We start from the raw sequence: 22,778 nt of genomic DNA on the forward strand, positions 1-22,778 counted from the left end.
TCAAGTGTGCTGCGCGGCGTGGGCACCGTCCATCGCCCCGGCCGTGGCCCCGCCGGATGCGCTCCGTCGCCGTGCCGATCCCCCGGCCGCTGGTGACAATGGGCGGCACGGACGTGCGGAACCGTTCCTCTCAGCGCGGAGCCGGGCGTGGGCCTGGGTCTCGCGAGCTGTGGACGTCGGCCCGGGTGTCCGTGTGATGGCCGGGACCCCGGGCTGGGCAGCACGTCAGGAGTACACCGATGGCCACCACCCACGGGCCCCGTACGAGTCGCCTGCGCGCGTGGATGCTCGAGGGCCTGTCCGACATGGCGAAGACCGCTCCGCACGGGGCGGGCGCCGCCGCGGAGCCGTCCCACAAGGGGCAGCCCTGGTGGCGCGTGATGTGTCTGACCGGCGTCGACTACTTCTCCACCCTCGGCTACCAGCCCGGCATCGCGGCTCTCGCGGCCGGTCTGCTGTCTCCGGTGGCGACCATCGTGCTGGTGATCGTCACTCTTGTGGGTGCGCTGCCGGTGTACCGCCGGGTCGCGGAGGAGAGCCCGCACGGCGCGGGCTCGATCGCGATGCTGGAGCGGCTGCTGTCCTTCTGGAAGGGCAAGCTGTTCGTCCTCACCCTGCTCGGCTTCGCCGCGACCGACTTCCTCATCACCATCACCCTGTCGGCGGCGGACGCCTCCACCCACCTCGTCGAGAACCCCCATCTGACCGACACCCTGCACAACAAACAAATGGTCATCACGCTCGTACTGGTGGCCCTGCTCGGCGCGGTGTTCCTCAAGGGGTTCCTGGAGGCGATCGGCGTCGCCGTCGTCCTGGTCGGCATCTATCTCTCGCTCAACGTCGTGGTGGTGGTGACCGGCCTCTGGCACGTGATCACGAAGGAGCATGTGATCACCGACTGGTCCACGGCACTCACCGCCGAACACGGCAACGCGTTCGCCATGATCGGGGTCGCCCTGCTGGTCTTCCCCAAGCTCGCGCTCGGCCTCTCCGGCTTCGAGACCGGCGTGGCGGTCATGCCTCACGTAAAGGGCGACCCCACCGACACCGAGGAGCAGCCGAAGGGCCGTATCCGGGGCGCGAAGAAGCTGCTGACCACGGCCGCCGCGATCATGAGCGTGTTCCTCGTCTGCACGAGCTTCATCACCACACTGCTCATCCCGGAGAAGGAGTTCGAGTCCGGCGGCAAGGCCAACGGCCGGGCGCTCGCGTATCTGGCTCACGAGTACCTCGGCAACACCTTCGGCACGGTCTACGACATCTCCACCATCGCGATCCTGTGGTTCGCGGGCGCCTCCGCGATGGCCGGACTCCTCAACCTGATGCCCCGCTACCTGCCGCGCTACGGCATGGCGCCGCACTGGGCCCGCGCGGTACGTCCGATGGTGATCGTCTTCACCCTGGTCGCGTTCCTGGTGACCTGGATCTTCAACGCCGACGTCGACGCGCAGGGCGGCGCCTACGCCACCGGTGTCCTCGTCCTGATCTGCTCCGCCGCGATCGCCGTCACCATCGCCGCGCGCAAGGCCCGTCAGCGCAACTGGACGATCGGCTTCGCCGTCATCTCGGCGGTGTTCCTCTACACGACCGTCGTGAACGTCATCGAGCGCCCTGACGGTGTGAAGATCGGTGCCTGTTTCATCGCCGGCATCATCCTCGTCTCGCTCCTCTCCCGGCTGGCCCGTGCCTTCGAACTGCGCGTCACCCACGTCACGTTCGACGCCATGGCCGAGCGTTTCGTACGGGACATCGCCAGCCGCAAGGTCAGGTTCATCGCGAACGAGCCCGACAACCGGGACCTCGCCGAGTACCGCGCGAAGATCGACCAGATCCGCCACGACAACGACGTCCCGGCCCACGAGGACTTCGTCTTCGTCGAGGTCACGGTGGTCGACCCGTCGGAGTTCGAAGGGGACCTGACCGTGCGCGGTGAGGTGCTGCACGGACGCTACCGAGTCCTGACCCTGGAGGGCTCCTCCATCCCCAACGCCCTGGCCGCCCTGCTCCTGCACATCCGCGACACCACCGGCCGGGTTCCCCACATCTACTTCGAGTGGACAGAGGGCAATCCGCTCGCCAACTTCCTGCGCTTCTTCCTCTTCGGCCAGGGTGAGGTGGCCCCCGTCACCCGCGAGGTCCTACGCGAAGCCGAACCCGACCCCGCCCGCCGGCCCCATGTCCACGTGGGCTGAACTTCCCGGCGCTCCCGTCAGTCGGTTGCCGTCAGCGCTTCGCGCGCGGCGGTGAGGATCTCCTACGAGATCGGGAATTCCCTGGTGGCGCGGGCCAGAACGAAGATAGACGTCGATCAACGCCTGCTGCGCGGCATCGCGCTGCCCGTCACTCTGCTCGAGGCCGTCCGTGCGACGCCGAGTGAGCTCGGCAACGCTGATGCGCACCCCCCATTGGATGTCGTTTGACATCTATCCTGGAACTCGTTTAGATTGTGTCCATAATCTACTTGGTGGGGCCCGGACACCGGCCCCCCGAATCGCTGGGAGCGGACATGGAACTCAAGGGCGCAGTCGCAGTCGTCACCGGGGCCAACCGAGGGCTGGGCCGCCATCTGGCCGACCAGCTCGTCCAGCGCGGAGCGAAGGTGTACGCGGCGGCGCGGCACCCCGAGAGCGTGGACCTGGCGGGCGCCACCCCGCTCCGCCTGGACGTGACCGACGCGGGGTCGATCCGGGAGGCGGCACGCATCGCATCCGACGCGACCCTGCTCGTGAACAACGCCGGGATCTCCACCGGCACCACCCTCATCACCGGCGAACTGGACGCGGTACGCCTCGAGTTGGAGACGAACTTCTTCGGGCCTCTCGCCCTGACGCGGGCGTTCGCCCCGATCATCGAGGGCAACGGCGGAGGCGCGGTACTGAACGTGCTCTCCGCGCTGTCCTGGCTGCACCCGGCCGGTCTCGGCTCCTACGCGGCGACCAAGGCCGCCACATGGGCGCAGACGAACGCGGTACGCGAGGAACTGGCCCCCCGCGGCATCGCGGTCACTGCTCTGCACGTGGCGTACATGGACACCGACATGGCAGCCGGTGTCCCCGCCGACCAGAAGGTCGACCCCGTGGATGTGGCGGCTCAGGCCCTCAACGCCGTGGAGAACGGCCTCCCCGAAATCCTCGCCGACGACGTCACCCGACAGGTCAAGCAGAGCCTGGCCACCGCACTGAATCCGGCGTGAGGCCGATTACCTCCCAGCCGTGGCCGAGCGGGGGTCATTGCGCCAGATGAAGATCTCTGCGCTCGGCTGACGCTCCGAGAACCGGCCCAACGGGGAGACATCCCACAGCAGTTGGCGTAGGTCCGCCTCAAAGGCGTCGAGGCGCGTGCCGAACAGGTGCGGCGCCGAGAACGACATCGAGAACACGCCTGCGACCAGGTTGTCAGCGGTGCGTTCCACTGGCTGTCCGCCTGGCACGACGTGGCGCTGCGGTCCGGAGAATCCCGCCCGCGTGAGCACTGCGGCCTCGTCGCCCGGTGTCCCGTGAGGCAGCACGCCCCGACCGGCCCGGCGGACCGGTCCGAGATACTGCTTCACCAGCTCGTCGATGGCCGAACAGGGCACCGCCGGGTGCGGAAGCCGATCGACGGCGCGCGTGTCCTTCTCCCTCTCCGTCTTCAGGTCGGAGATGTGCGCGAGGACCCCGCCGGGCCGGAGCATGCCCTTGATGGTGGCCGCGACCCGATCACGGTCCATCCAGTGGAAGGACTGGGCGAAGGTCGCCACGTCGAACGTGCCGAGGCCTGCCGGCAGATCCTCGGCCCGGGCCTGGACCCACCGCGTCTTCCCGGCCACGCCCTGATCGTCGGCTTCTCGCGTGGCTTCGGCGATCATCCCGCGGTCCGGGTCCACGCCGACGATCTCGCTGAACCGATGCGCCAGGCTCAAGGCGATGACGCCCGGTCCGCATCCGACATCGATGAGCCTCCCGCGCCCCTCAAGCCTCAGAACCTCGGCGAGTGTGTCCGCCAGCCCGGGGGCGTACGGCAGTCGCCCGAGCCGGTAGTAGCGAGCGGTGCCTGCGAACAGGGTGTCGTCCCACTCCCATCGACCACTCATCCCCACCCACCGCCCGTCATAGAGTTCACGCACATGTCCGGCGGGCCGATGATTCCACGGCCGGACGGTAACGTCTCGTCGCATGCCGTTTCCCGATGAAGTCGTCAGCCCCTTGGCAGTCGTCGACTACCGGCCGCAGTGGCCGCTGGAGTTCGAGCAGTTGGCCCGGCAGTTGCGTGCGGCCATGGGTGGAGTGCCGGCGGCTGTCGATCACGTGGGGTCCACCGCGGTGCCGGGGCTGGCAGCCAAGGACTGTATCGACGTCCAGATCCGGGTGCCTTCGATCGACGAGGCGCGCGATGTCGCCCTGCTCTCGGCTGTCGGGTTCCGGTGTCGGCCCGAGCCGTGGAACCGTACAGAAGTCTCCGACGGGATCGCGTGCCGCAAGCTCGTCTTCGCACCGCCCGTCGGCGCCAGGTCCTGCAACGTCCATCTCCGGGAGAGCACCGGGTCCAACGCCCGCTACGCGCTCCTGTTCCGCGACCATCTGCGAGCCGACGAGCCGGCACGGCGGGCATGGGGAGCGTTCAAGCAGAGGCTGGCGGCGAGTGTGCCCGACCTGTTCGACTACGGGCAGATCAAGGCGACCGCCACGGAGATCCTGATGGCCGCGGCCGAGCGGTGGGCGACGGACACCACCTGGACCGTCCCGCCGCCGCAGACCCCGACGGCGTCCGAGTGACAACGGACAGCGGGTGGCGCCTACCCCCGCCCCGCATCCCCACTCCATGATTTCGATCATGGGTAATCCGCACGCTTCGCCCTAGCATTCGCGCCGTGAACAGACACCCGATGCGCAAGAAACTCGTCCTCCTCGGCGCGGCGGGCGCCCTCACCGGCACGGTGGTCGCCGCGGGCGCCCTGTGGCCGGACACCGAGGCCACGGCCGCGGCGGACGGCGCACAGCAGCGTTCGGTGGCGGCGGAGCTCAAGCACTGGCCGGCGCCCGTGGCGAAGAAGCTGGCGAAGGTCATCGCCGCCCATGACCACCAGGGCGCGTACGCGGTCTTCGACGCGGACAACACCACGTACCGCAACGACCTCGAAGAGGCCCTGCTCCCCTTCCTGGAGATGAAGGGCGTCCTGACGCGCGACACCATGGACCCGTCCTTGAAGATCATTCCTTTCAAGGACACGGCCACGCACAAGGAGACGCTGTCCGAGTACTACACCCGTCTGTGCGACATCGACGACCAGGTCTCGTACCCGTGGGCCGCGCAGATCTTCTCCGGGTTCACGCTGAAGCAACTCAAGGGCTACATCGACGAGTTGCTGGCCTACGACAAGCCGCTGCCGGGCGGGGTGAAGCCGCCGCAGTTCTCGACGGGCATGCAGGAGCTCTACCGCACCCTGAGCGAGCACGGCATCAAGGTGTACGTGGTGAGCGCCGCGAGTGAGGACCTCGTACGGATGGTGCTCGCCGACCCCAAGTACGGCTACAGCGTCCGGCCCGAGAACGTACTCGGCGTCTCCGCCCTGCTCAAGGACCGCAAGACGGGTGAAGTGACCAGCTCCCGCAAGGAGATCGCAGCCGGCCACTACGACCAGGCGAAGCTCGCCGACCATGAACTGACGCCCACCCTCTGGGCGCCGGCCACCTGGTACGAGGGCAAGCCCGCCGCGATCAGCACGTACATCGACGCCTGGCAGAAGCCCATCCTGGCCGCGGGCGACACCCCGAAGAGCGACGGCCCGATGCTGCTGCGGTCGACGGACGTGGAGCACGGCGGCGTCCGCGTGTGGGTCAACCGCAAGGACAGCTACATGAAGGAGATCGACGGCATGAAGGCCGCGGGAGCGAAACGGCAGAAGGAGCTTGGCCAGAAGGTCACGGCGGACAAGCAGTGGCTGACGGTGACGCCGGAGCAGATCCGCTGACGCCGGCCGTGACGCGGTCGGTCACCGGTGGGAGACGGGCGGGGAGCCGTCCCTGCGTCATGTCTTCCAGTAGTCGCGCTGCGGCAGTTCGACCCACGTGTCCGGTGGGCCTATGACGGCGCGCGCGTCGGTCAGGCGCAGGCCCGCACAGGCGCACGAATAGGCCACCGCGTTGTAGTGGAAGAGGTAGGAGAGCAGGACTTCTTCCGATGTGTCGCCGTGGTCCGGCCCACCTCCCGGGTGGAGGTCCGAGCCTTCGATGACCCCGTCGCGCGCGATGATGCCCTGGTTGCCGCTCTTGGGGTTGGCGTACAGGCCGTAGGAGTAGGTGCCGGTGGACAGCGCGGTCATGACGCCCGGCATCTGGGGCGCGTAGCCCCAGGGCTGGGTGACGACGCACCCTCCTGGCACGGTCGTCACGCCTATGATCTGTAGGCTCTCGTCCATGTCGTAGGCATAGGGGTCGTCCAGGAGTTCTTCGAGGTCCTCGCCGTCCGCGGGCTTCGCCTCCAGGCGGCGGATCGCCTCTTGCGCGTCGATCCCGGCCACGCAGGCGAGACCCGTGCCCTCGTAGTGGAAGGTGCCCAGCGCCTCGACGAGGCGTCTGCCCTCCCGGGCCACCGTGCGCTCCGCCTCGGTCAGCCCGCGTTCGCCTTCGGGCAGCGGGAACAGATCCGGTGTCGGTCCTGCCAGGCTGAGCCTGCCGGGCGACCAACCGCCGAACTGGAGTCGCCAGGGATCGGCCCCTGCAGCGGCCAACGCCCTTGCGTTGTCGGGCCGGTTCCCCATGACCGCCTCCCACAGCGCAGTCGTACCGTCGTCGAACGCGTCCACATCCCGTACGCGTCGCGCCAGTTCCGCCACGACCTCCGGTGAGCCGAAGGTCGCCGCCCGGTGCAACGGGCGTCCTCCGCCCCAGCCTTCGGGATCGGCCCCCTGATCGAGGCGCCGCCGGATGTTGTCGGCGTCCTGCCAGTCCTCCCACCTCACGCCCGCCCAGCCGCTGTTGACCTCTGCCATCGTCCGCCCCCTCCGGTGCTCGCACGGGCAGTTCGTCGCACCGCCCCCGTACGAACACCATGGCAGAGGGGTCTGACAACGCAGGCCCTGCCGCGGTCGGTCAGCCGAGGGGCACGTCCGCCGAGCGCGACGGAACGGCGTCGAGGGAGGCGACCATCGCCTCGTCGAGTGCGATCGCGCCCGCCGCGATGTTGGCCTCGAGATGATCGGGGTCCGCGGTCCCCGGGATGAGCAGCATGTTCGGGGAGTGCTGGAGCAACCAGGCAAGACCGACCTGCGACGGCGTACTGCCGAGGGACTGCGCGGCGGCCAGGACCGCAGGCTCCTCCGTCACCTTCGGAATGCCGGGGAACGCGCTGCCGAGCGGGAAGTACGGCACCCAGGCGATTCCCTCGGCGGCGCAGATTTCCACCATGGTCTCGTCGTCGCGCGCCACGAGGCTGTAGGCGTTCTGCACGCACACGATGCCCGCCGGGATCGCCCGGCGCAGGCCCTCGGCCGTCACGCTGCTCAGTCCGATCGCGCCGATCATGCCCTCGTCGCGCATCGCGGTCATGGCCGCGAGCTGGTCGTCGATGTCGACCACCTGGTCGCCCTCGGCCCGGAGCCCGGGTCCGGAGTCGAGCCGCCGCAGGTTCACCACAGGGACCTGGTCGACACCCAGGGATTTGAGGTTGTCCTCGACGCTCGCCCGGAGCTCCTCGGGCCGCTGCGCGGGGCGCAGGGGAATGCGACCGCCCGGATCGGGGTCAGCGCCCACCTTGCTCACGACGAGTACGCCGTCCTCGGGGCGGAGCGCTTCGCGCAGAAGCCCGTTGACGAAGGCATTGCCGTAGAAGTGCGCGGTGTCGACGTGGTCGATACCGAGCTCGACGGCTCGGCGCAGGAGGGCAAGTCCGGCGCGGCGGTCGTCGCGCAGGCGCTCGAGCTGCATCGCTCCGAAGCCGACGCGCGAGACCGTGCGGCCCGCGAGCTGTCCGGGGCCGCCTGGGCGTGCCGCGCCCGTGGCCGTGGCGTCGGAAGAGGGAGTGCCGGCGGTCGTCATAGGAAGTGGCTCCTGTGGGACGATTGGCTTAAGCGGAGGAACCTCCGCTCTATCGACCGTACCACTACCGGAGGGACCTCCGCTTTGACTCCGCCGGAACCGACCCCCACCGGCGCGCCCGCAGACATGCCTCAACCTGCCGAGCGCGGCGAACGCCCCCTGCGCGCCGATGCCCGGCGCAATCGCGAGAACCTCGTCACTGTCGCGCGGGCAGTCTTCGCCGCCGCCGACGGCACCGTCGCCTTGGAGGGCGTCGCCCGCGAGGCAGGTGTCGGGATCGGCACGCTCTATCGCCACTTCCCCACGCGCGAGGCGCTCGTCGAGGCCGTCTACGCCGCCGAGCTCGACGCCGTCACCACGAGCGCTCCCGCCCTGCTCGAGGAGTTCCCGCCCGATGTCGCGCTCCGCGCCTGGCTCGACAACTACGCGAAGTTCACGGCGACGAAGCGCGGGATGATCGACACCCTGCGAGCCGGCTGGGCCTCGGGACGGATCACGACGCCGACCACGCGCGAACGGATCACGGCCGCGATCGGCACGATCCTGACGGCGGGAGCGGAAGCGGGCTCGCTGCGCGGGGACGTCGACCCGGATGACGTCACCGCGATCGTCCTCGGAGCGTTTCTGTCGACGGCCGCGAACAGCAGCACGCCGGAGCAGACGGGCCGACTGCTCGACCTGGTCGTCGACGCCGTGCGACCGAAGTCGCAGTCGCAGTCGTAGTCGTAGTCGTAGTCGTACAAGAGGCGGACGACGTCAGCCGGATCGCGTCATTCCGCGCTGAATCTGCCGAGCAGCTCCAACGTCGTGTCCAGCGCCGCCTCCAGATGGGCGATGCTGCCGGTGGCCATGAGGACGGTCACCCCGCCCTGCACCGCGGCGACCAGAGCCGCCGCCGTACGGTCGGCGTCCAGCGCGGGGTCCATCCGCCCGCTGCCCTGCATGCACCGCACGCCGTCCCTCAGCGCGGACTGCCACTGGGCGAGCAGCTGCCCGGTCAGCTGCTGCGAGGCGGGCGTTCTGCGGCCCAGCTCGGTCATGAGCACGCCCAAGGGGCAGTTGACGCCCTGCAGTTCGTAGCGCCGGACGACCGCGCCGCGCCAGTCGCGCCATGCCTGCCAGGTGTCCAGCCGGCCGAGGTCGTCCAGGTGGGGCTGCTGGTCCTCCAGGATCCGCTCCGCCTCCAGGGCGGCGACGGCGAGGAGCAGCTCGTCCTTGCCGCCTGGGAAGTAGTGGAAGATCTGGCTCTTGCTGGTCGCGGTGCGGGCGCGGATGTCGTCGAGCGTGGTCGTGGCAGCGCCCCGCTCCCTGATCTCGGCGGCCGCGCCCTCGACGATGCGTAGCCTGGTGGCGGCACCCTTCGCGGTGAGGCGCGCCGCTGTCGTCCCGCTGGAGATCATGGATTCCCTCGCTGCCACTGTGGACCTGCTGGTCCATTCTACGCGGAAGCCCGCGAGGCCAGTCATCGTGCTTCGGCCGAGCCGGTACGGGACTGGGCCCGCCCAGGAGTTCCCTGGCGGGCCCAGTCGTGGTGCTCCGGCGTCAGATCAGCTGGCGGAACAGCCGCTGCCGAGCGCGGGGTTCAGCAGACCGATGACGCTGACGGAGTCGCCGCAGGCGTTGACCGGAATGTCGATCGGCAGCTGGATGACGTTGCCGGAGAGGAAACCGGGCGAGTTGGCGGCGGAGCCGTCCGTGTCGCTGTCGGCGCTGGCCACGCCGGCTCCTGCGAGGACGGTGGCGGCGCCCAGAGCGGCAGTGACGATAAAGGTCCGGATACGCATTCTTCTCCTCGAGTGAGATGACGGTACTTCCGGACCAATAACACCCCCCTCACCCGCCCCGCGCGATTCATTGCACCCATCAGGGGCGTGGCGCCGACCCGGCGCGGCCAAGCGGTCAGCTCGGGAACATCCCCGCCGTCGCGTTGATCCACGTACCCGTGATCGCGGAGGCCGCGTCCGACGCGAGGAAGGTCGCGAGCGCGGCGATGTCCGCGATTCTCGGTGAACGCTTCGTCATGCGCAGGCTGTCGAGGTGGGCGAGTACCCCCTGGAGGGCCGCCTCGTCCATGTCCGGGGCGCCGGCCCCCGCCAGCTTCTCCGGCGTCAGCGTGTCCGCGACACCTGCGGTCCAGATACCCAGGGCACGCACGCCGGACGGGCCCAGCTCCTGTGCGAGTTGGCGGATCAGCGCGTCCATCGCGCCGTCGGCGGCGCCGGTGCCGCCCAGCATCGGGGTGCCGTTCTTGGAGCCGCTGTCGAGGGAGAGGATCACTCCCCCGCCCTGGTTGACCATGCGCCGGGCGGCGGCTCGCGCGGTGATGAACTGCGAGGAGATCCCCTGTACGACCGGCCGCGTGTAGTCGTCGACGGACATCTCCGTGAGCGGGATGCCCTGGAGGTCGCCTCGCGGCACGAGGTTGAAGGAGATGTCGATCCGGCCGGCCCGCTCGACCACCGCGTCCGCCTGCGCCTCCACGGCCGCTTCGTCCAGGGCGTCGACGACGTCGTACTCCGCGCCCACCTCGGCCGAAGCCTTCCGCAGGGTGTCTTCCGTGCGCCCCGCAAGAAAGACCCGCGCGCCCGCGTCCGTGTACGCCCGCGCCACACCCGCTCCCAGGGAGCCGGCTCCGCCGTAGATGACCGCGACCTTGTCCTTCAGCGCGTCCGTGAGCATGGGGCGTCGTCCTCTCCTCGGCCGGACGCCGCGTGCGTCCGCTGCTTCATAAGACTCGTCGTCCGCCGAAACTCATCGCCGCACCGGCAGATTGTTCATAGGAGCGGCACCCCATGGGGTGAAGCTTGCGGGCCCGCCCGTTCGCCGCCGAGGACATGTGGGAGGGGTATGGCCGTACCTCCCGCCACCGGAACGAGGTCGTCACATGCTTCGCACCAGGTTCCTGTCCGTCGCCGCCGCATCGCTGTCTGCCTGGCTCGGTCCGGCGGCCCCAGCGGTCTCCGAACCGCCTGATGCCACGGTCACCGTCACGTCCCCGGCCGCCGATTCCGTGCACCCCGTGAACAGCAGTCTCTTCGTGCGGTGGCGCAACGACACCGGACAGGAGGTCGACGTCTGGCTGACGCAGGGCGACGGTGAGGGCGGAGCGCAGCGCCTGTTCAAGCTGGCCTCGAAAGCGAGCAGCAGACCGGAGACTGAGCTGGTCGCGGCGGTGCCCCCCGTGCCGGACGGCGCCGATTACACGGTCGAGGTCACGGCCCGGGACACGGGTGTACGCGGCTACAGCGCCCCCTTCGAGGTGGGCCCGGTTCCAGCCGAAGCCCCGGCCGTCGGCTCCGGCTCCGAAAAGGCCGCCGCGCCGCTCAGCCGGGTTCAGGCGCAGGACGGGCAGAGCCCTCGGTAGGTCACCTCGACCTTGGACACTCTGAAGCCGAACCGCTCCTGCGCCGGGAGGCCGGACAGTGGGTCGCCGGTCGGATGCACGTCGCGGATGATTCCGCAGCTGGAGCACACCAAGTGCTGGTGCGGCCGGTGCGCGTTCGGGTCGTAGCGCTTCGCCCGGCCGTCGGTGGAGACCTCTATGACCTCGCCCAGCGCGACCAGCTCGCCCAGCGCGTTGTACACGGTCGCTCTGGAGATCTCGGGCAACCGCTGCACTGCGCGGGCGTGCACCTCGTCGGCGGTGAGATGCACATGATCACCGTCGAGAACCTCCGCCACGACGCGCCGCTGAGAGGTCATCCGCCAGCCACGCCCCCGCAGTCGCTCAAGCAGGCCACTCATATCGCTTCACCTTTTCAGGTTCGGTGGGATACCCGAGGTTGACCGGCGCACTTCCGGTCCCATCGGAAATGCGATTGGTGCACTTCTTGACTTGGATTCTGTCCATCGTAGGATCGGTTATGGCGATAGCCAAGGGACAGGAAGACTCCAGTGCGGCAGGAGACAGAAGTTGATCAGCTCCGAGGGGCGCGCGGTCGTGCGTCGGTCGTCGCTCCCTCCACGCCGCCTGAGGCCCTCCGCGCACTCGACGCGGCCGAATTCGTACCGCTTCGCCTCACTTTGAGCCGTAGTGTCGAACTGTCCCGGAAGACCGCGGCCTCGCGATCGACACGATCCGCTCGATCGACACCCGCGTCTCGATTGTCTGGATCGACGAGGCTGAGGCCATCCACGGGGCCCGCGCCCCACCCGTTCCACCGCCGTAGTTCCTGAGCAGTGTGATCCGCCCCGTCCGGAAGGATTCCCAATGTCTGAGAACCAAGATGCGATCGTCACAGACGCGAAAACACAGGACGGAGGAGGCTGCCCGGTCGTGCACGGGAGCGCCCCGTACCCGACGCAGGGCAACGGCGCGAACAGCCAGTGGTGGCCACAGCGGCTCAACCTGAAGATCCTTGCCAAGAACCCTGCCGTGTCCAACCCGCTCGGCGAGGGCTTCGACTACGCCGAGGCGTTCAAGACCCTCGACCTTGCCGAGGTCAAGCAGGACATCGCGGAGGTGCTGACCACCTCGAAGGACTGGTGGCCCGCCGACTTCGGCCACTACGGTCCGTTCATGATCCGCATGGCCTGGCACAGCGCCGGCACCTACCGGATCAGCGACGGCCGCGGTGGCGCCGACACGGGGCAGCAGCGCTTCGCCCCGCTCAACAGCTGGCCGGACAACGGAAACCTGGACAAGGCCCGCCGTCTGCTGTGGCCGGTCAAGAAGAAGTACGGCAAGAACCTGTCGTGGGCCGACCTCATGATCCTCACGGGCAACGTCGCCCTGGAGACGATGGGCTTCGACACCTTCGGCTTCGGCGGCGGACGTGTCGACGCCTGGGAGCCCGACGACGACGTCTACTGGGGTCCCGAGACCACCTGGCTCGGCGACGAGCGCTACACGGGTGACCGTGAGCTGGAGAACCCGCTCGCCGCAGTCCAGATGGGCCTCATCTACGTCAACCCGGAGGGCCCGAACGGCAACCCGGACCCGCTCGCCGCGGCCCGCGACATCCGTGAGACGTTCCGCCGGATGGCGATGAACGACGAGGAGACCGTCGCCCTGATCGCCGGCGGCCACACCTTCGGCAAGACCCACGGCGCAGGCCCCGCCGAGGAGGTCGGCCCCGCTCCCGAGGCCGCCACAATCGAGGAGATGGGCCTCGGCTGGAAGAACGCGTTCGGCACCGGCAAGGGTGACGACGCGATCACCAGTGGTCTCGAAGGGATCTGGACGGACACCCCGACCACCTGGGACAACACCTTCTTCGACATCCTCTTCGGCTACGAGTGGGAGCTCTTCCAGAGCCCCGCCGGCGCCAACCAGTGGCGGCCGAAGGAGGGCGCGGGAGCGGGCACCGTGCCCGACGCCCACGACGCGTCGAAGAGCCACGCTCCCACGATGCTGACGACGGACCTCTCGCTCCGGTTCGACCCGACCTACGAGCCGATCTCGCGCCGGTTCCACGAGAACCCGGCCGAGTTCGCGGACGCCTTCGCCCGCGCGTGGTTCAAGCTGACCCACCGCGACATGGGCCCGATCGTGCGCTACCTCGGCCCCGAGGTCCCGAGCGAGGAGCTGCTGTGGCAGGACCCGCTCCCCGCGGTGACGCACCCGCTCGTCGACGCCTCTGACGTCGCCGCCCTCAAGGACCAGATCCTGGCTTCGGGCCTGACGGTCTCTCAGCTCGTGTCCACGGCCTGGGCGTCGGCCTCGTCCTTCCGCGCCAGCGACAAGCGCGGCGGCGCGAACGGTGCGCGCATCCGCCTCCAGCCGCAGAGCGGCTGGGAGGTGAACCAGCCCGACGAGCTGGCGGCCGTGCTGCGCACGCTGGAGGGGGTCCGCCAGACCTTCAACGGCGCCCAGTCCGGTGGCAAGCAGATCTCGCTCGCCGACCTGATCGTGCTCGCCGGTGCGGCGGGCGTCGAGAAGGCCGCGAAGGACGCGGGCTCCGACATCCAGGTGCCCTTCACGCCGGGGCGTGCGGACGCCACTCAGGAGCAGACCGACGTGGAGTCGTTCTCCGCGCTCGAGCCGTCCGCCGACGGGTTCCGCAACTACCTCGGCAAGGGCAACCGCCTGCCGGCCGAGTACCTGCTCATCGACAAGGCGAACCTGCTCGACCTGAGCGCCCCCGAGCTGACGGTCCTCGTCGGCGGCCTGCGCGTCCTCGGCGCGAACTACGGGCAGTCGGCGCACGGCGTCCTCACCACCACCCCCGGGTCGCTGACCAACGACTTCTTCGTCAACCTGCTCGACCTGGACACGGCGTGGAGCGCGACGGCCGGCGACGCCAGCACCTTCGAGGGCCGCGACGCCTCGGGCAAGGTCATCTGGACGGGCACCCGTGCCGACCTCGTCTTCGGGTCGAACTCCGAGCTGCGCGCGGTCTCGGAGGTCTACGCGAGCGATGACGCGAAGGAGAAGTTCGTGAAGGACTTCGTCGCCGCGTGGGACAAGGTCATGAACCTGGACCGGTTCGACCTCTCCTGATCACACCAAGTCCAGGCCGGCCCGCAGTGGGCCGGCCTGGACTTCTGCGTTTGCGGATCACGACTCCGGCTGCGCCGGCGCGAGACGCGCCGTCCCGGAGGTCACCACCAGTACGCCGGGTACTTCGGCGCCCCGCGCCGCACCCGAGAGGCCGCGAAGCCGGTCAGTACGAGCAGCACGGTGGAGCCGAACAGCAGCGGCACGAAACGGCCGGGGGCCGGCGTCTGGAGTACGACGATGACGGCGGTGGCGCAGGCCGCCGAGTGCGGGGTACGGGCGAGCATCGTCGCGGCGAGCGTGATGCCTCCCGCCAGTGCTGCCGTCCACGGGCTGCTGTTCGTGAGCGCGAGGACCGCATATCCGGCCCCGGCGCCGAGCAGGTGGCCGAGGACGATGCTCCGGGGCTGTGCCAGGGGCAGGGTCGGTGCGCTGTGCACGAGGGCTGCACTCGCGGCCAGCGGCGGTATCAGGACCGGCTCGTGAATCATCGCGCCGATCGCCACCAGACCGAGCAGGACCGCGGTGACCGCGCTGATGCTGTGGAGGGCCGCCGCCGCGCTGGGCCGGGCCGGAGCCCTACCGACTCGGCGCGGCGTTCGGGGCGAATCAGGGGCGGGGGTGGGCTGCTGGCGCAGCACGGAATCAGTGCTCACGGTGACGTTTTCTGGGGCAGGCGGCTCGCGGCCGGCAGGACGACGGGAGAAGGAACGGTCGTAGCTGCGCGGAGCACACCTCTGTGATCAACAGTGGTTCTGACCTTGCGCCTGTCCGGGTGGGGCGGGCGCAGTCCGGGGACAATTTTACCTGTCGAGCCGTACCCGCCAGGCATGGGGGCCGACCGCAGTCCCGGAGCGCTGCGCCGCCCCACGCAGGTCACACCGCCTCGGAGCCACGGCAGCCTTACCCCGCCCTGAACAGTCCCTGACCGCAACCTTGTTGAGCCGACCCGTGGCGCGCGGGACCATTCGCCCCATGGACGAGCCGGGCGCTGCTTACGAGATCCGCTACGGGTGGACCGTCCCGGCATGGGTGGCTCTGGCGTTCGCCCTGCTCATCGGCGCGGGATTCATCCCCGGCGCCGAACCACCGGGAAGCGACCACGTCGAGCTGATCCTCGCGCCCTACGTGGCACTGATCGTGCCGCCCGCCACGCTCCGACTGACCGCCGCACGTATCGGCCCCAACGGCATCACCTTGGGCCGCCTGCTGTTCTTCCGTAGACCGGAGTTCCATCCCTGGTCCGAGATCGTGTCCGTCAGCCTCTCCGACGGCGCGCGGGGGCCAGGACGCTTCCGGCTCCCCGAGCTCACAGTGCGTCACCGCAGCCGGCGCGTCCCGCGACAGGGGCGGACCACGTCCCATGCGCTTCGCGAGTTCGACGCCTATCTGACTGCGTACGTGGATCCCGACTTCGTCGAGGCCTTCAGAGGAACCACGGAGTCCGCCCGTTCCATGGTGCTGTGCAGGGTGGACACGGCACGCCTCGAACGGGCCGTACGCGCCTTCGCTCCCCAGGTCCACTTCTTCGGCGATGTCGGCCGGCCATGACGATACGGCCAAGGATCTGACCGAACGCATGCGTCGTACAAGGGAGTTGAGCGACCATGGAGACGCCTGCGGAGGCGGGCCGGGGAGCGATCGTCACGTACGGGGGACGAGGGAGCCATGGCCGAACGGACGGGGCCCCAGCCACCGTCGCCCTCTCCGGCACCGGTCGCCATGAGCCTTGGCTCGGGCTGCTTCCCGTGGACGGTGCTCGCGGTTCTGATCGCCCTGGTCTCCGGGCTGTTCCTGATCCTCGGCCGCGGCGGCGGACCCGGGAGCGGCCACCCCGACGGGGGTAGACAGCAGGCCTATGTCGACGAGATCGACGAGGCGCGGCAGCAGCTCTTCAAAGGTGAACTCGTCCGCACCAGTACGAAGTCGCTGCATCTTGTGGCCGGCGGCGATCCAGTCCCTTACCGGGCCCAGATCCTGGGCAGTTGGCGCTCGGACGGAGCCGGTGAGACGCACTCCCCGACCAGCGCGGGCGCTCAGATCGGCGTGAAGTTGCACTGCTCGGGCGCCCAAGTGCGGTGCACGCCGCTGTCGTCGGAGCGTCAGAACGTCATCTCCAAGAAGGACACGGCGACGTGGCTGTGGGAGGTGAGCGCCGAGAAGGCAGGGACTGTCACTCTCTCCGTGACGGTGACCGCCTACTACGAGGACACCGACACCGTGCTCTTTGAACAACAGCCCGCGCCGGCCCACGTCGAGGTGGCAGCCCGGCCCGGCGACCGCTTCGCATGGGCGGCAGAGGCGTGGCGGTGGATTTCCGGCGCGATCACAAGCCTGGGCGGGTTCGCCGTGTCCGTGACGGCCGTCATCAGCCTGGCGGTGCTCGTGGCCCGCCGAACGCCCCGGGCGCCCGCCCCGAGCCCGGCAACGACGGCGCCGACGCGGACACCGACTCGCCCTCCTGAGCGTCTCAGAGCGCCGCGACACTTCGTGAGGCCAAGGTCACAGTTTCGCGCGGAGTGGCCGACTCCAAGCCCGATTCCCCAGGTCAGGGCCGACCGCGGGGCAACTCTCGACCTCCGCCCCGCGGCACAGTGACGCCGATTGTCACACCGACCCTCTAGGCTTCTTCACATGTCCACCACTCCGATCCCTGGTTCCGTGCGGTCCGCCGACGATCTGAACGAAGAGATTCGCTGTCTGATGCTGTGCAGCGGTGGCCGGTTGAGTGCGGAGCAGCGCCGGGAGTACGAAGTTCTCGTCATCGAGTGGTCCGCGGCGGTACGTGGCGAGGTTGTGAAGGCCGCGTAAGTCCCGGACCTTCACCTGCCGATCCCCCGCGTGGGTCACTCGGACGGCTGCGGGGTCAGGCGGTGCAGCCCCTTGCGGTCGTAGTAGCGGGTCATCGCGAACCCGAAGACCGCGGAGATGACGGAGCCGACCGCGATCATGATCCAGGCGCGCAGGAGACCGGCATCGGCTCGCGCTTCGAAGAAGAGGATGGAGCGGACTCCGCCGCTGAGCTGCCTCATGGGTTCGAAAATGCCGAGGAAGCGGTAAAAACCGGGGACCGCCTCCAGCGGAATGGTCGCTCCCGACGACGGCAGCCCCAGGACGATGAACACGAACATGGACACGAGCTGCCCGATCCCGCCGAAGGCCGCGTTGATGGCCTGGACGCCCAGGCTGACCGCCAGGGTGGCGCAGTAGGAGAAGACCCACAGCAGCGGCAGGTGTGAGGCGTCCATGCCGAGGATCCCGACGGTCGCCAGCATGATCAATGTGGTCGTGAGGAGCGTGATGCCGGCGCTCATCACGATCTTCAGCAGCAACGTCTGCGTACGGCTGATCGGCACGGTGGGGCGGCGGGCGTGCCAGGGGCCGATCTCGCTGTCGGCGTAGCCCAGAGCGGTGTCGACGCCCATGCTGGTGAGGTTGGCGCCCAGGAACCCGGTCAGGACGAGCAGCAGGGTGTAGTAGAAAGCGCTCAGGCCCAGGCCGCTGTGGTCTCCGATGGGGTGCCCCACCTGCGTTGTGACGCTGATCGGATCGGCGAGCAACAGGCGTGCGGTGGGCGTGACTTGTCGGTCGGCGTTGGCTGCCGTCAGCTGTTTGCCGATGGTCTGGGAGGCCTGCTCGGCTGCCGTCGTACTGATCCTGCCGGCAAGCGAGGAGCCGAGGCTGCCCATGCCGGGGTTGGTCAGCACGGTCAGCGTCGGCCGCTGCGTGGCCCTGCTGGTGGTGAGCGCGCCGATGGAGTCGGTGAAGTCCGGCGGGATGACGAGGGCACCGTAGACCTTGCCCGATTCCAGCTCGTCCTGGGCCTTGCCGCGGGTGAGCGGATGCCAGTCGACCTTGCCGCCGGAGGTGTTGGCGAGGGCGGCCTGCGCGACCTGCGTCCCCAGGTTCCGGCTCTGCCCCGGCAGGGGTTCGCCGCGGTCCGAGTTGACGAGCGCGATGGGCAGGTTCTGCAAGTCGCGGTTCGGGTTCACGATGCCACCCATGTAGAGCAGGGACAGCAGCAGTGCGAGCATCCCGGTCAGAATGGTGGGTACCAGCCACAGCTTCGGGCGACGCACGAGTGCGGAGGCGCGCGCCTTGGCTGCGGCGTGGCGGGGTGCGCTGTCGTCGTCCATGATTCTCCTCGGTTCGCGGCGCCGGGCCGGGCGATCGCACCCAAGGGTCGCCGGAAAGGGGCGAATGAGGTGCGTTTGCCACCTTCTCTGCCGCGACAGCCGTCCGCGACGACCAACACGGCCGAGGACGTACGACCAGGGGCGTTCCAGGTGCCTGCACCAGCAGTCCGGCCCGTGTGGCCACCCCGCCACGTGACCGGCGCCGCATCCCGCATCGGCTCCAGACACAGCAAGGCCCGGATCCAGAAGGATCCGGGCCTTGACCGTCAGTAGCGGGGACAGGATTTGAACCTGCGACCTCTGGGTTATGAGCCCAGCGAGCTACCGAGCTGCTCCACCCCGCGTCGGTAGACACCACCGTACGCCATCGCAGCCGGTCCCCATGACCATGTGCCTGCCGAGCGCTAGCGGACGAGGCACGGGCGCTTGCTGTCGAACTGCCAGTCCGGGACGAGATACCGCATGCCGATGGCGTCGTCGCGCGCGCCGAGGGCCTTCGTCCTGTAGAGGTCGTGGGCCGCGAGGAGCCGGTCCATGTCGAGCTGGACGCCCAGACCCGGGGCGTCGGGCACGGCGATCTCACCGTCGACGATCCGGGGCGGGGCGGTGGTGAGGCGCTCCAGGCCTTCCTGCCAGATCCAGTGCGTGTCCAGGGCGTTGTACTCGCCGGGAGCGGCGGCTCCGCAGTGGGTCACCATGGCGAGGGAGATGTCGAAGTGGTTGTTGGAGTGGCAGCCCCAGGTCAGGCCCATCGCGTTGCAGAGCTGGGCCACGCGGACCGAGCCCTGCATGGTCCAGAAGTGCGGGTCGGCCAGAGGGATGGAGACCGACTGGAGGGCCAGGGCGTGGGTGAGCTGGCGCCAGTCCGTGGCGATCATGTTGGTCGCGGTGGGCAGGCCCGTGGCGCGGCGGAACTCGGCGAGGATCTCCCGGCCGGAGTAGCCGCCTTCGGCTCCGCAGGGGTCCTCGGCGTAGGCGAGGGTGCCGGACAGGGGCGTGCACAGCTCGATCGCCTCGCGCAGCGACCACGCGCCGTTGGGGTCGAGCGTGATCCTGGCCTCGGGAAAGCGGTCCTTCAGCGCCTGTACGGCCTTGACCTCCTCGGCGCCTTCCAGGACGCCGCCCTTGAGCTTGAAGTCACGGAATCCGTACCGGTCGTACGCGGCTTCGGCCTGGCGGACGATTGCTTCGGGTGTCAGTGCCTCTTCGTGCCGGACGCGGTGCCAGTCGACGGCCGCGTCGGGTTCGCGGACGTATTCCAGGTCGGTGCGGCCGGGGTCACCGACGTAGAAGAGGTAGCCCAACACCCGTACGGAGTCGCGCTGTTGGCCGTCGCCGAGGAGTGCCGCGACGGGGACTTCGAGGTGCTGACCCAGGAGATCGAGCATCGCCGACTCGACGGCGGTGACGGCGTGGACGGTGGTGCGCAGGTCGAAGGTCTGGGCGCCTCGTCCGCCGGCGTCGCGGTCGGCGAACCTGGCTCCGATCTCGCCCAGGACGCGCTTGTAGTCGCCCACCTTCGCGCCGACCACGAGGGACTCGGCGTCGCGCAGGGTCTGGGTGATCTTCTCGCCGCCCGGCACCTCGCCCAGGCCGGTGCGGCCTTCCGAGTCCTGGAGGACGACGACGTTGCGGGTGAAGTAGGGGCCGTGCGCGCCGGAGAGGTTCAGCTCCATGCAGTCCCGGCCGGCGACTGGATACACGGCGAACGCGGTGACGGTCGGCTGCTTGCTCAAGGTCATTGCGGTTCCTGTGGTCAGAAGGTGTGTGGGTTGGTGTGTGTCACAGGCTCAGGACGTCCAAGGCCCATTCCATGGCAAGTACGCCGCCCAGGCCCAGCACCGCGAGCACCGTCGTGTACGTGGTCCTGACCTTGATCGCCTCGATGACCGAGAGGTTGAAGTACTCCTTGAAGAGCCAGAATCCGGGGTCGTTCACATGGGAGAACGCGATCGACCCGCAGGAGACTGCGAGCACCATGATTTCGGGGTGGATCCCGCTGCCCGCGAGCAGCGGAAGCACCACGCCGGACGCCGTGACGACGGCGACCGTCGCCGAGCCGAGGGCCACGCGGAGGATGACCGCGATGAGCCACGCCAGGATGAGGGGCGAGATGGCCCAGCTGTCCGTGACGTCCTTGATGTAGTCGGAGATTCCGCCCTCCACGAGGACGTTCTTGAAGGCGCCGCCGGCGCCGATGACCAGGAGGATCATCGCCATCGCCTGGGCCGCCGAGGCGCAGGAGGCGCTGACGTCCGTGAGGCTGCGGCCGATGCGCGGTCCGAAGGCCCAGATCGCCAGGAGCAGCGTCAGCATGAGCGCGATCGGCGCCGAGCCGATGAACGCGACCGCGTGCAGGAGCGGGCTCTCGCCGGACGTGACCATGTCGATCACCGCGGCGCCCGCGATCAGGACCACGGGGAAGAGGGCCACGAGCAGCGACCAGCCCATGCCGGGCATCTCTTCGTCGGTGAACTCGCGGTCGCTGACGAGGCCCTTGGGGATGGACGGGTTCATCGCCTTGACGAACGGCAGGCGCGGCCATGCGAGGGCGATGAGCGCTCCGGCAGGTACGGCGATGAAGAGGCCGTAGAACAGGGTGTGTCCGACGGAGGCGTGGAAGGTCGCGGCGACGGCGGTGGGGCCGGGGTGCGGCGGGAGGAAGCTGTGCATGGTGGACAGGGCGATCGACATCGGCAGCCCGACCCACAGCAGCTTCGCGCCGGTGACCCGCACGAGGGTGAATGCGATGGGCACGATGATGATGAAGGCGACCTCGTAGAACATGGTGACGCCGATGAGCATCGACGTAACCACCATGGCCACCTGCACCCAGCGCGGCCCGAAGGCGTCGAGGAGCCGGTTGGCTATTCGCTGCGCCGCCCCGGAGTCCCCCATGACGCGGCCGACCATGGCGCCGAGGCCGATGGTCAGCATCGTGTCGCCGATCTGGCCGCCGATGCCCTCCGAGAGGACGTCAGGGATCGTCGCCGCCGGAATCCCCTGCACCAGCGCGACGCCGATCGCCACGAGGAGGAGGGCGGCGAACCCGTTCATTCTCAGCCTGGTCATGAGGAAGAGCAGAATCAGAACGCTGATTCCCACTACGACGAGAGGCAAGTCAGTTCCCCTTTGAACTGTGGAGCGCGAGTCGGGCGGTTACGGGGGTGAGCGCGTCGAAGCGGCAGGGCTTCAACTACGTGCGCTTGACGGTCAGTTGACGCGCCGCACGGCTCCGACGAGGTTCAGCCCGGCGTCCAGCACCTTCTCGAGATCCGCGAGGTCGGCCGGGGACGGGTCGGTGAGCGGGGCGCGTACGGGGCCGACCGGGAGACCCCGCAGCCGTGCCGCGGCCTTGACCAGGGAGACGGCGTAGCCCGGGACGCGGTCGCGCAGGTCCACCAGGGGAACGTAGAAGTCGCGCAGCAGCTTGTTCACCGCCTCGTCATCGCCCGCGCGCAGTGCGGTGAAGAAGGCGTTCGCGATCTCGGGCGCGAAGGCGTGGACCGCGGAGGAGTAGGCGGGCACGCCGACGGTTGCGTAGGCGCGGGCCTGCATCTCGGCGGTGGCGGCGCCGTTGAAGAAGAGGAAGCCGTCGGGTGCGGCGAGTGTCAGGCGCTGGAGCCGGTCGAGGTCGGAGTGCCCGTCCTTCAGACCGATGACGGTGGGGATCTCGGCGATCCGGCGCAGGGCATCGGCGTCGAACGTGACCTGGTCGCGCTGGTACGCGATGAGCGGCAGCGGGGTGCCGGCGGCGATCCGCCGCAGTTGCTCCACCAGCCCGTCCTGCGGGGCGCCGACCAGATAGTGCGGCAGCACGAGCAGGGCGTCCGCGCCTTCCTCCTGTGCGATCCGGGCGAACCGCAGCGCCTGCGACCAGCCGTAGCCGATGCCCGCGACGACCGGCAGCCGCCCGTCGGCGACCTCGACCGTGACCCTGAGGACAGCCCGGTACTCCTCCTCGTTCAGCGAGAAGAACTCCCCCGTTCCGCAGGCGGGGAAGACCACGCCCGGCTCGTTGGCCAACTGGGCGGTGAGATAGGTCCGGTAGGAGTCCAGATCGAGGCTGCCGTCGTCCCGAAGGCTCGTGAGCGGGAAGGACAGCACCCCCTTCGCCATCCCGTCACGCAGCCTCTGCGCGACATCCTCGGGTTGCATACCGACCTCGTTCATAGATCTGATCCCCAT

The 22,778-nt window shown here is 69.2% G+C and carries 23 protein-coding genes and 1 tRNA gene; 11 read left to right on the plus strand and 13 right to left on the minus strand.

What is annotated here, in order from left to right:
- Nucleotides 1–239 precede the first annotated feature (239 nt).
- From OG574_RS04210 to OG574_RS04220, 3 genes are all read left to right on the plus strand, one after another.
- Nucleotides 240–2,192, plus strand: coding sequence for an amino acid transporter (locus OG574_RS04210; protein WP_326771911.1), 1,953 nt, complete (start codon nt 240–242; stop codon nt 2,190–2,192).
- A 51-nt stretch (nt 2,193–2,243) separates the two neighbouring features.
- On the plus strand, nt 2,244–2,420 hold the full coding sequence (locus OG574_RS04215) for a hypothetical protein (RefSeq protein ID WP_326771912.1): 177 nt from the start codon (nt 2,244–2,246) through the stop codon (nt 2,418–2,420).
- Between the two features lie 86 nt (nt 2,421–2,506).
- Complete coding sequence (locus OG574_RS04220) at nt 2,507–3,193, plus strand: SDR family oxidoreductase (RefSeq protein WP_326771913.1); 687 nt, start codon at nt 2,507–2,509, stop codon at nt 3,191–3,193.
- A 6-nt stretch (nt 3,194–3,199) separates the two neighbouring features.
- Here OG574_RS04220 and OG574_RS04225 read toward each other — a convergent pair whose 3' ends face one another.
- The gene (locus OG574_RS04225; protein WP_326771914.1) at nt 3,200–4,072 is read right to left on the minus strand and encodes a class I SAM-dependent methyltransferase; all 873 of its coding nucleotides are present in this window, start codon (nt 4,070–4,072) and stop codon (nt 3,200–3,202) included.
- A gap of 82 nt (nt 4,073–4,154) precedes the next feature.
- Here OG574_RS04225 and OG574_RS04230 point away from each other — a divergent pair, with 82 nt between their 5' ends.
- Nucleotides 4,155–4,754 carry a GrpB family protein gene (locus tag OG574_RS04230; RefSeq protein WP_326771915.1) on the plus strand — a complete coding sequence of 200 codons (600 nt, stop codon included), beginning with the start codon at nt 4,155–4,157 and terminating at the stop codon, nt 4,752–4,754.
- 95 nt (nt 4,755–4,849) lie between these two features.
- Nucleotides 4,850–5,950, plus strand: coding sequence for an HAD family hydrolase (locus tag OG574_RS04235; protein ID WP_326771916.1), 1,101 nt, complete (start codon nt 4,850–4,852; stop codon nt 5,948–5,950).
- 57 nt (nt 5,951–6,007) lie between these two features.
- On the opposite strand, the gene OG574_RS04240 is transcribed toward OG574_RS04235, so the two are convergent.
- Together OG574_RS04240 and OG574_RS04245 are read right to left on the minus strand one after the other, a co-directional pair.
- On the minus strand, nt 6,008–6,970 hold the full coding sequence (locus OG574_RS04240; protein WP_326771917.1) for an ankyrin repeat domain-containing protein: 963 nt from the start codon (nt 6,968–6,970) through the stop codon (nt 6,008–6,010).
- Nucleotides 6,971–7,070: 100 nt separating this feature from the next.
- Complete coding sequence (locus OG574_RS04245; RefSeq protein ID WP_326771918.1) at nt 7,071–8,015, minus strand: aldo/keto reductase; 945 nt, start codon at nt 8,013–8,015, stop codon at nt 7,071–7,073.
- Between the two features lie 126 nt (nt 8,016–8,141).
- On the opposite strand from OG574_RS04245, the gene OG574_RS04250 reads away from it, so the two are divergent.
- Entirely contained in the window at nt 8,142–8,738 is a 597-nt protein-coding gene (locus OG574_RS04250; protein ID WP_326771919.1) for a TetR/AcrR family transcriptional regulator, read from the plus strand.
- A 47-nt stretch (nt 8,739–8,785) separates the two neighbouring features.
- On the opposite strand, the gene OG574_RS04255 is transcribed toward OG574_RS04250, so the two are convergent.
- The 3 genes from OG574_RS04255 to OG574_RS04265 form a co-directional block, all read right to left on the minus strand.
- Nucleotides 8,786–9,415, minus strand: a complete 630-nt coding sequence (locus OG574_RS04255) for a TetR/AcrR family transcriptional regulator (RefSeq protein WP_326771920.1) — start codon at nt 9,413–9,415, stop codon at nt 8,786–8,788.
- Nucleotides 9,416–9,562: 147 nt separating this feature from the next.
- The gene (locus OG574_RS04260; protein WP_326771921.1) at nt 9,563–9,799 is read right to left on the minus strand and encodes a chaplin; all 237 of its coding nucleotides are present in this window, start codon (nt 9,797–9,799) and stop codon (nt 9,563–9,565) included.
- Nucleotides 9,800–9,914: 115 nt separating this feature from the next.
- Nucleotides 9,915–10,694, minus strand: coding sequence for an SDR family NAD(P)-dependent oxidoreductase (locus tag OG574_RS04265; protein ID WP_326771922.1), 780 nt, complete (start codon nt 10,692–10,694; stop codon nt 9,915–9,917).
- Between the two features lie 205 nt (nt 10,695–10,899).
- Here OG574_RS04265 and OG574_RS04270 point away from each other — a divergent pair, with 205 nt between their 5' ends.
- Nucleotides 10,900–11,379: a Ser-Thr-rich GPI-anchored membrane family protein gene (locus tag OG574_RS04270; protein WP_326771923.1), complete on the plus strand. Its 480-nt coding sequence runs from the start codon at nt 10,900–10,902 to the stop codon at nt 11,377–11,379.
- Here OG574_RS04270 and OG574_RS04275 read toward each other — a convergent pair.
- On the minus strand, nt 11,349–11,759 hold the full coding sequence (locus OG574_RS04275; RefSeq protein WP_326771924.1) for a Fur family transcriptional regulator: 411 nt from the start codon (nt 11,757–11,759) through the stop codon (nt 11,349–11,351). The two genes, OG574_RS04270 and OG574_RS04275, sit on opposite strands and share 31 nt — an antisense overlap.
- A 466-nt stretch (nt 11,760–12,225) precedes the next feature.
- On the opposite strand from OG574_RS04275, the gene katG reads away from it, so the two are divergent.
- On the plus strand, nt 12,226–14,457 hold the full coding sequence (katG, locus tag OG574_RS04280) for a catalase/peroxidase HPI (protein WP_326771925.1): 2,232 nt from the start codon (nt 12,226–12,228) through the stop codon (nt 14,455–14,457).
- Between the two features lie 101 nt (nt 14,458–14,558).
- On the opposite strand, the gene OG574_RS04285 is transcribed toward katG, so the two are convergent.
- Nucleotides 14,559–15,110: an HPP family protein gene (locus tag OG574_RS04285; RefSeq protein WP_326771926.1), complete on the minus strand. Its 552-nt coding sequence runs from the start codon at nt 15,108–15,110 to the stop codon at nt 14,559–14,561.
- A gap of 319 nt (nt 15,111–15,429) precedes the next feature.
- Here OG574_RS04285 and OG574_RS04290 point away from each other — a divergent pair, with 319 nt between their 5' ends.
- The 3 genes from OG574_RS04290 (at nt 15,430) to OG574_RS04300 (ending at nt 17,265) form a co-directional block, all read left to right on the plus strand.
- A complete protein-coding gene (locus tag OG574_RS04290; protein WP_326771927.1) occupies nt 15,430–16,005 on the plus strand; it encodes a hypothetical protein in 576 nt (191 codons plus the stop codon).
- A gap of 117 nt (nt 16,006–16,122) precedes the next feature.
- Nucleotides 16,123–17,052 carry a hypothetical protein gene (locus tag OG574_RS04295; protein ID WP_326771928.1) on the plus strand — a complete coding sequence of 310 codons (930 nt, stop codon included), beginning with the start codon at nt 16,123–16,125 and terminating at the stop codon, nt 17,050–17,052.
- 36 nt (nt 17,053–17,088) lie between these two features.
- Nucleotides 17,089–17,265 carry a hypothetical protein gene (locus tag OG574_RS04300; protein ID WP_326771929.1) on the plus strand — a complete coding sequence of 59 codons (177 nt, stop codon included), beginning with the start codon at nt 17,089–17,091 and terminating at the stop codon, nt 17,263–17,265.
- Nucleotides 17,266–17,300: 35 nt separating this feature from the next.
- Here the strand turns inward: OG574_RS04300 and OG574_RS04305 are convergent, their stop codons facing one another.
- From OG574_RS04305 to OG574_RS04325, 5 genes are all read right to left on the minus strand, one after another.
- Complete coding sequence (locus OG574_RS04305) at nt 17,301–18,590, minus strand: YhgE/Pip domain-containing protein (RefSeq protein WP_326771930.1); 1,290 nt, start codon at nt 18,588–18,590, stop codon at nt 17,301–17,303.
- Between the two features lie 270 nt (nt 18,591–18,860).
- Nucleotides 18,861–18,934: transfer RNA gene (locus tag OG574_RS04310), tRNA-Met, on the minus strand.
- A gap of 60 nt (nt 18,935–18,994) precedes the next feature.
- A complete protein-coding gene (locus tag OG574_RS04315; RefSeq protein ID WP_326771931.1) occupies nt 18,995–20,332 on the minus strand; it encodes an enolase C-terminal domain-like protein in 1,338 nt (445 codons plus the stop codon).
- A gap of 40 nt (nt 20,333–20,372) precedes the next feature.
- Complete coding sequence (locus OG574_RS04320) at nt 20,373–21,710, minus strand: gluconate:H+ symporter (protein ID WP_326771932.1); 1,338 nt, start codon at nt 21,708–21,710, stop codon at nt 20,373–20,375.
- A gap of 93 nt (nt 21,711–21,803) precedes the next feature.
- Nucleotides 21,804–22,778, minus strand: coding sequence for a 5-dehydro-4-deoxyglucarate dehydratase (locus OG574_RS04325; protein WP_326771933.1), 975 nt, complete (start codon nt 22,776–22,778; stop codon nt 21,804–21,806).

Source organism: Streptomyces sp. NBC_01445 (assembly GCF_035918235.1).
Taxonomy (GTDB): Bacteria; Actinomycetota; Actinomycetes; order Streptomycetales; family Streptomycetaceae; genus Streptomyces.

Excerpts from the sequence above, each read along its gene's own strand:
- OG574_RS04250 (WP_326771919.1), top strand. The coding sequence starts at position 8,142 with ATGCCTCAACCTGCCGAGCGCGGCGAACGCCCCCTGCGCGCCGATGCC.
- OG574_RS04225 (WP_326771914.1), bottom strand. The coding sequence starts at position 4,072 with ATGAGTGGTCGATGGGAGTGGGACGACACCCTGTTCGCAGGCACCGCT.
- OG574_RS04220 (WP_326771913.1), top strand. The coding sequence starts at position 2,507 with ATGGAACTCAAGGGCGCAGTCGCAGTCGTCACCGGGGCCAACCGAGGG.
- OG574_RS04275 (WP_326771924.1), bottom strand. The coding sequence starts at position 11,759 with ATGAGTGGCCTGCTTGAGCGACTGCGGGGGCGTGGCTGGCGGATGACC.
- OG574_RS04240 (WP_326771917.1), bottom strand. The coding sequence starts at position 6,970 with ATGGCAGAGGTCAACAGCGGCTGGGCGGGCGTGAGGTGGGAGGACTGG.
- OG574_RS04255 (WP_326771920.1), bottom strand. The coding sequence starts at position 9,415 with ATGATCTCCAGCGGGACGACAGCGGCGCGCCTCACCGCGAAGGGTGCC.
- katG (WP_326771925.1), top strand. The coding sequence starts at position 12,226 with ATGTCTGAGAACCAAGATGCGATCGTCACAGACGCGAAAACACAGGAC.
- OG574_RS04295 (WP_326771928.1), top strand. The coding sequence starts at position 16,123 with ATGGCCGAACGGACGGGGCCCCAGCCACCGTCGCCCTCTCCGGCACCG.
- OG574_RS04305 (WP_326771930.1), bottom strand. The coding sequence starts at position 18,590 with ATGGACGACGACAGCGCACCCCGCCACGCCGCAGCCAAGGCGCGCGCC.
- OG574_RS04245 (WP_326771918.1), bottom strand. The coding sequence starts at position 8,015 with ATGACGACCGCCGGCACTCCCTCTTCCGACGCCACGGCCACGGGCGCG.
- OG574_RS04260 (WP_326771921.1), bottom strand. The coding sequence starts at position 9,799 with ATGCGTATCCGGACCTTTATCGTCACTGCCGCTCTGGGCGCCGCCACC.
- OG574_RS04315 (WP_326771931.1), bottom strand. The coding sequence starts at position 20,332 with ATGACCTTGAGCAAGCAGCCGACCGTCACCGCGTTCGCCGTGTATCCA.
- OG574_RS04210 (WP_326771911.1), top strand. The coding sequence starts at position 240 with ATGGCCACCACCCACGGGCCCCGTACGAGTCGCCTGCGCGCGTGGATG.
- OG574_RS04325 (WP_326771933.1), bottom strand. The coding sequence starts at position 22,778 with ATGGGGATCAGATCTATGAACGAGGTCGGTATGCAACCCGAGGATGTC.
- OG574_RS04300 (WP_326771929.1), top strand. The coding sequence starts at position 17,089 with ATGTCCACCACTCCGATCCCTGGTTCCGTGCGGTCCGCCGACGATCTG.
- OG574_RS04265 (WP_326771922.1), bottom strand. The coding sequence starts at position 10,694 with ATGCTCACGGACGCGCTGAAGGACAAGGTCGCGGTCATCTACGGCGGA.
- OG574_RS04270 (WP_326771923.1), top strand. The coding sequence starts at position 10,900 with ATGCTTCGCACCAGGTTCCTGTCCGTCGCCGCCGCATCGCTGTCTGCC.
- OG574_RS04230 (WP_326771915.1), top strand. The coding sequence starts at position 4,155 with ATGCCGTTTCCCGATGAAGTCGTCAGCCCCTTGGCAGTCGTCGACTAC.
- OG574_RS04290 (WP_326771927.1), top strand. The coding sequence starts at position 15,430 with ATGGACGAGCCGGGCGCTGCTTACGAGATCCGCTACGGGTGGACCGTC.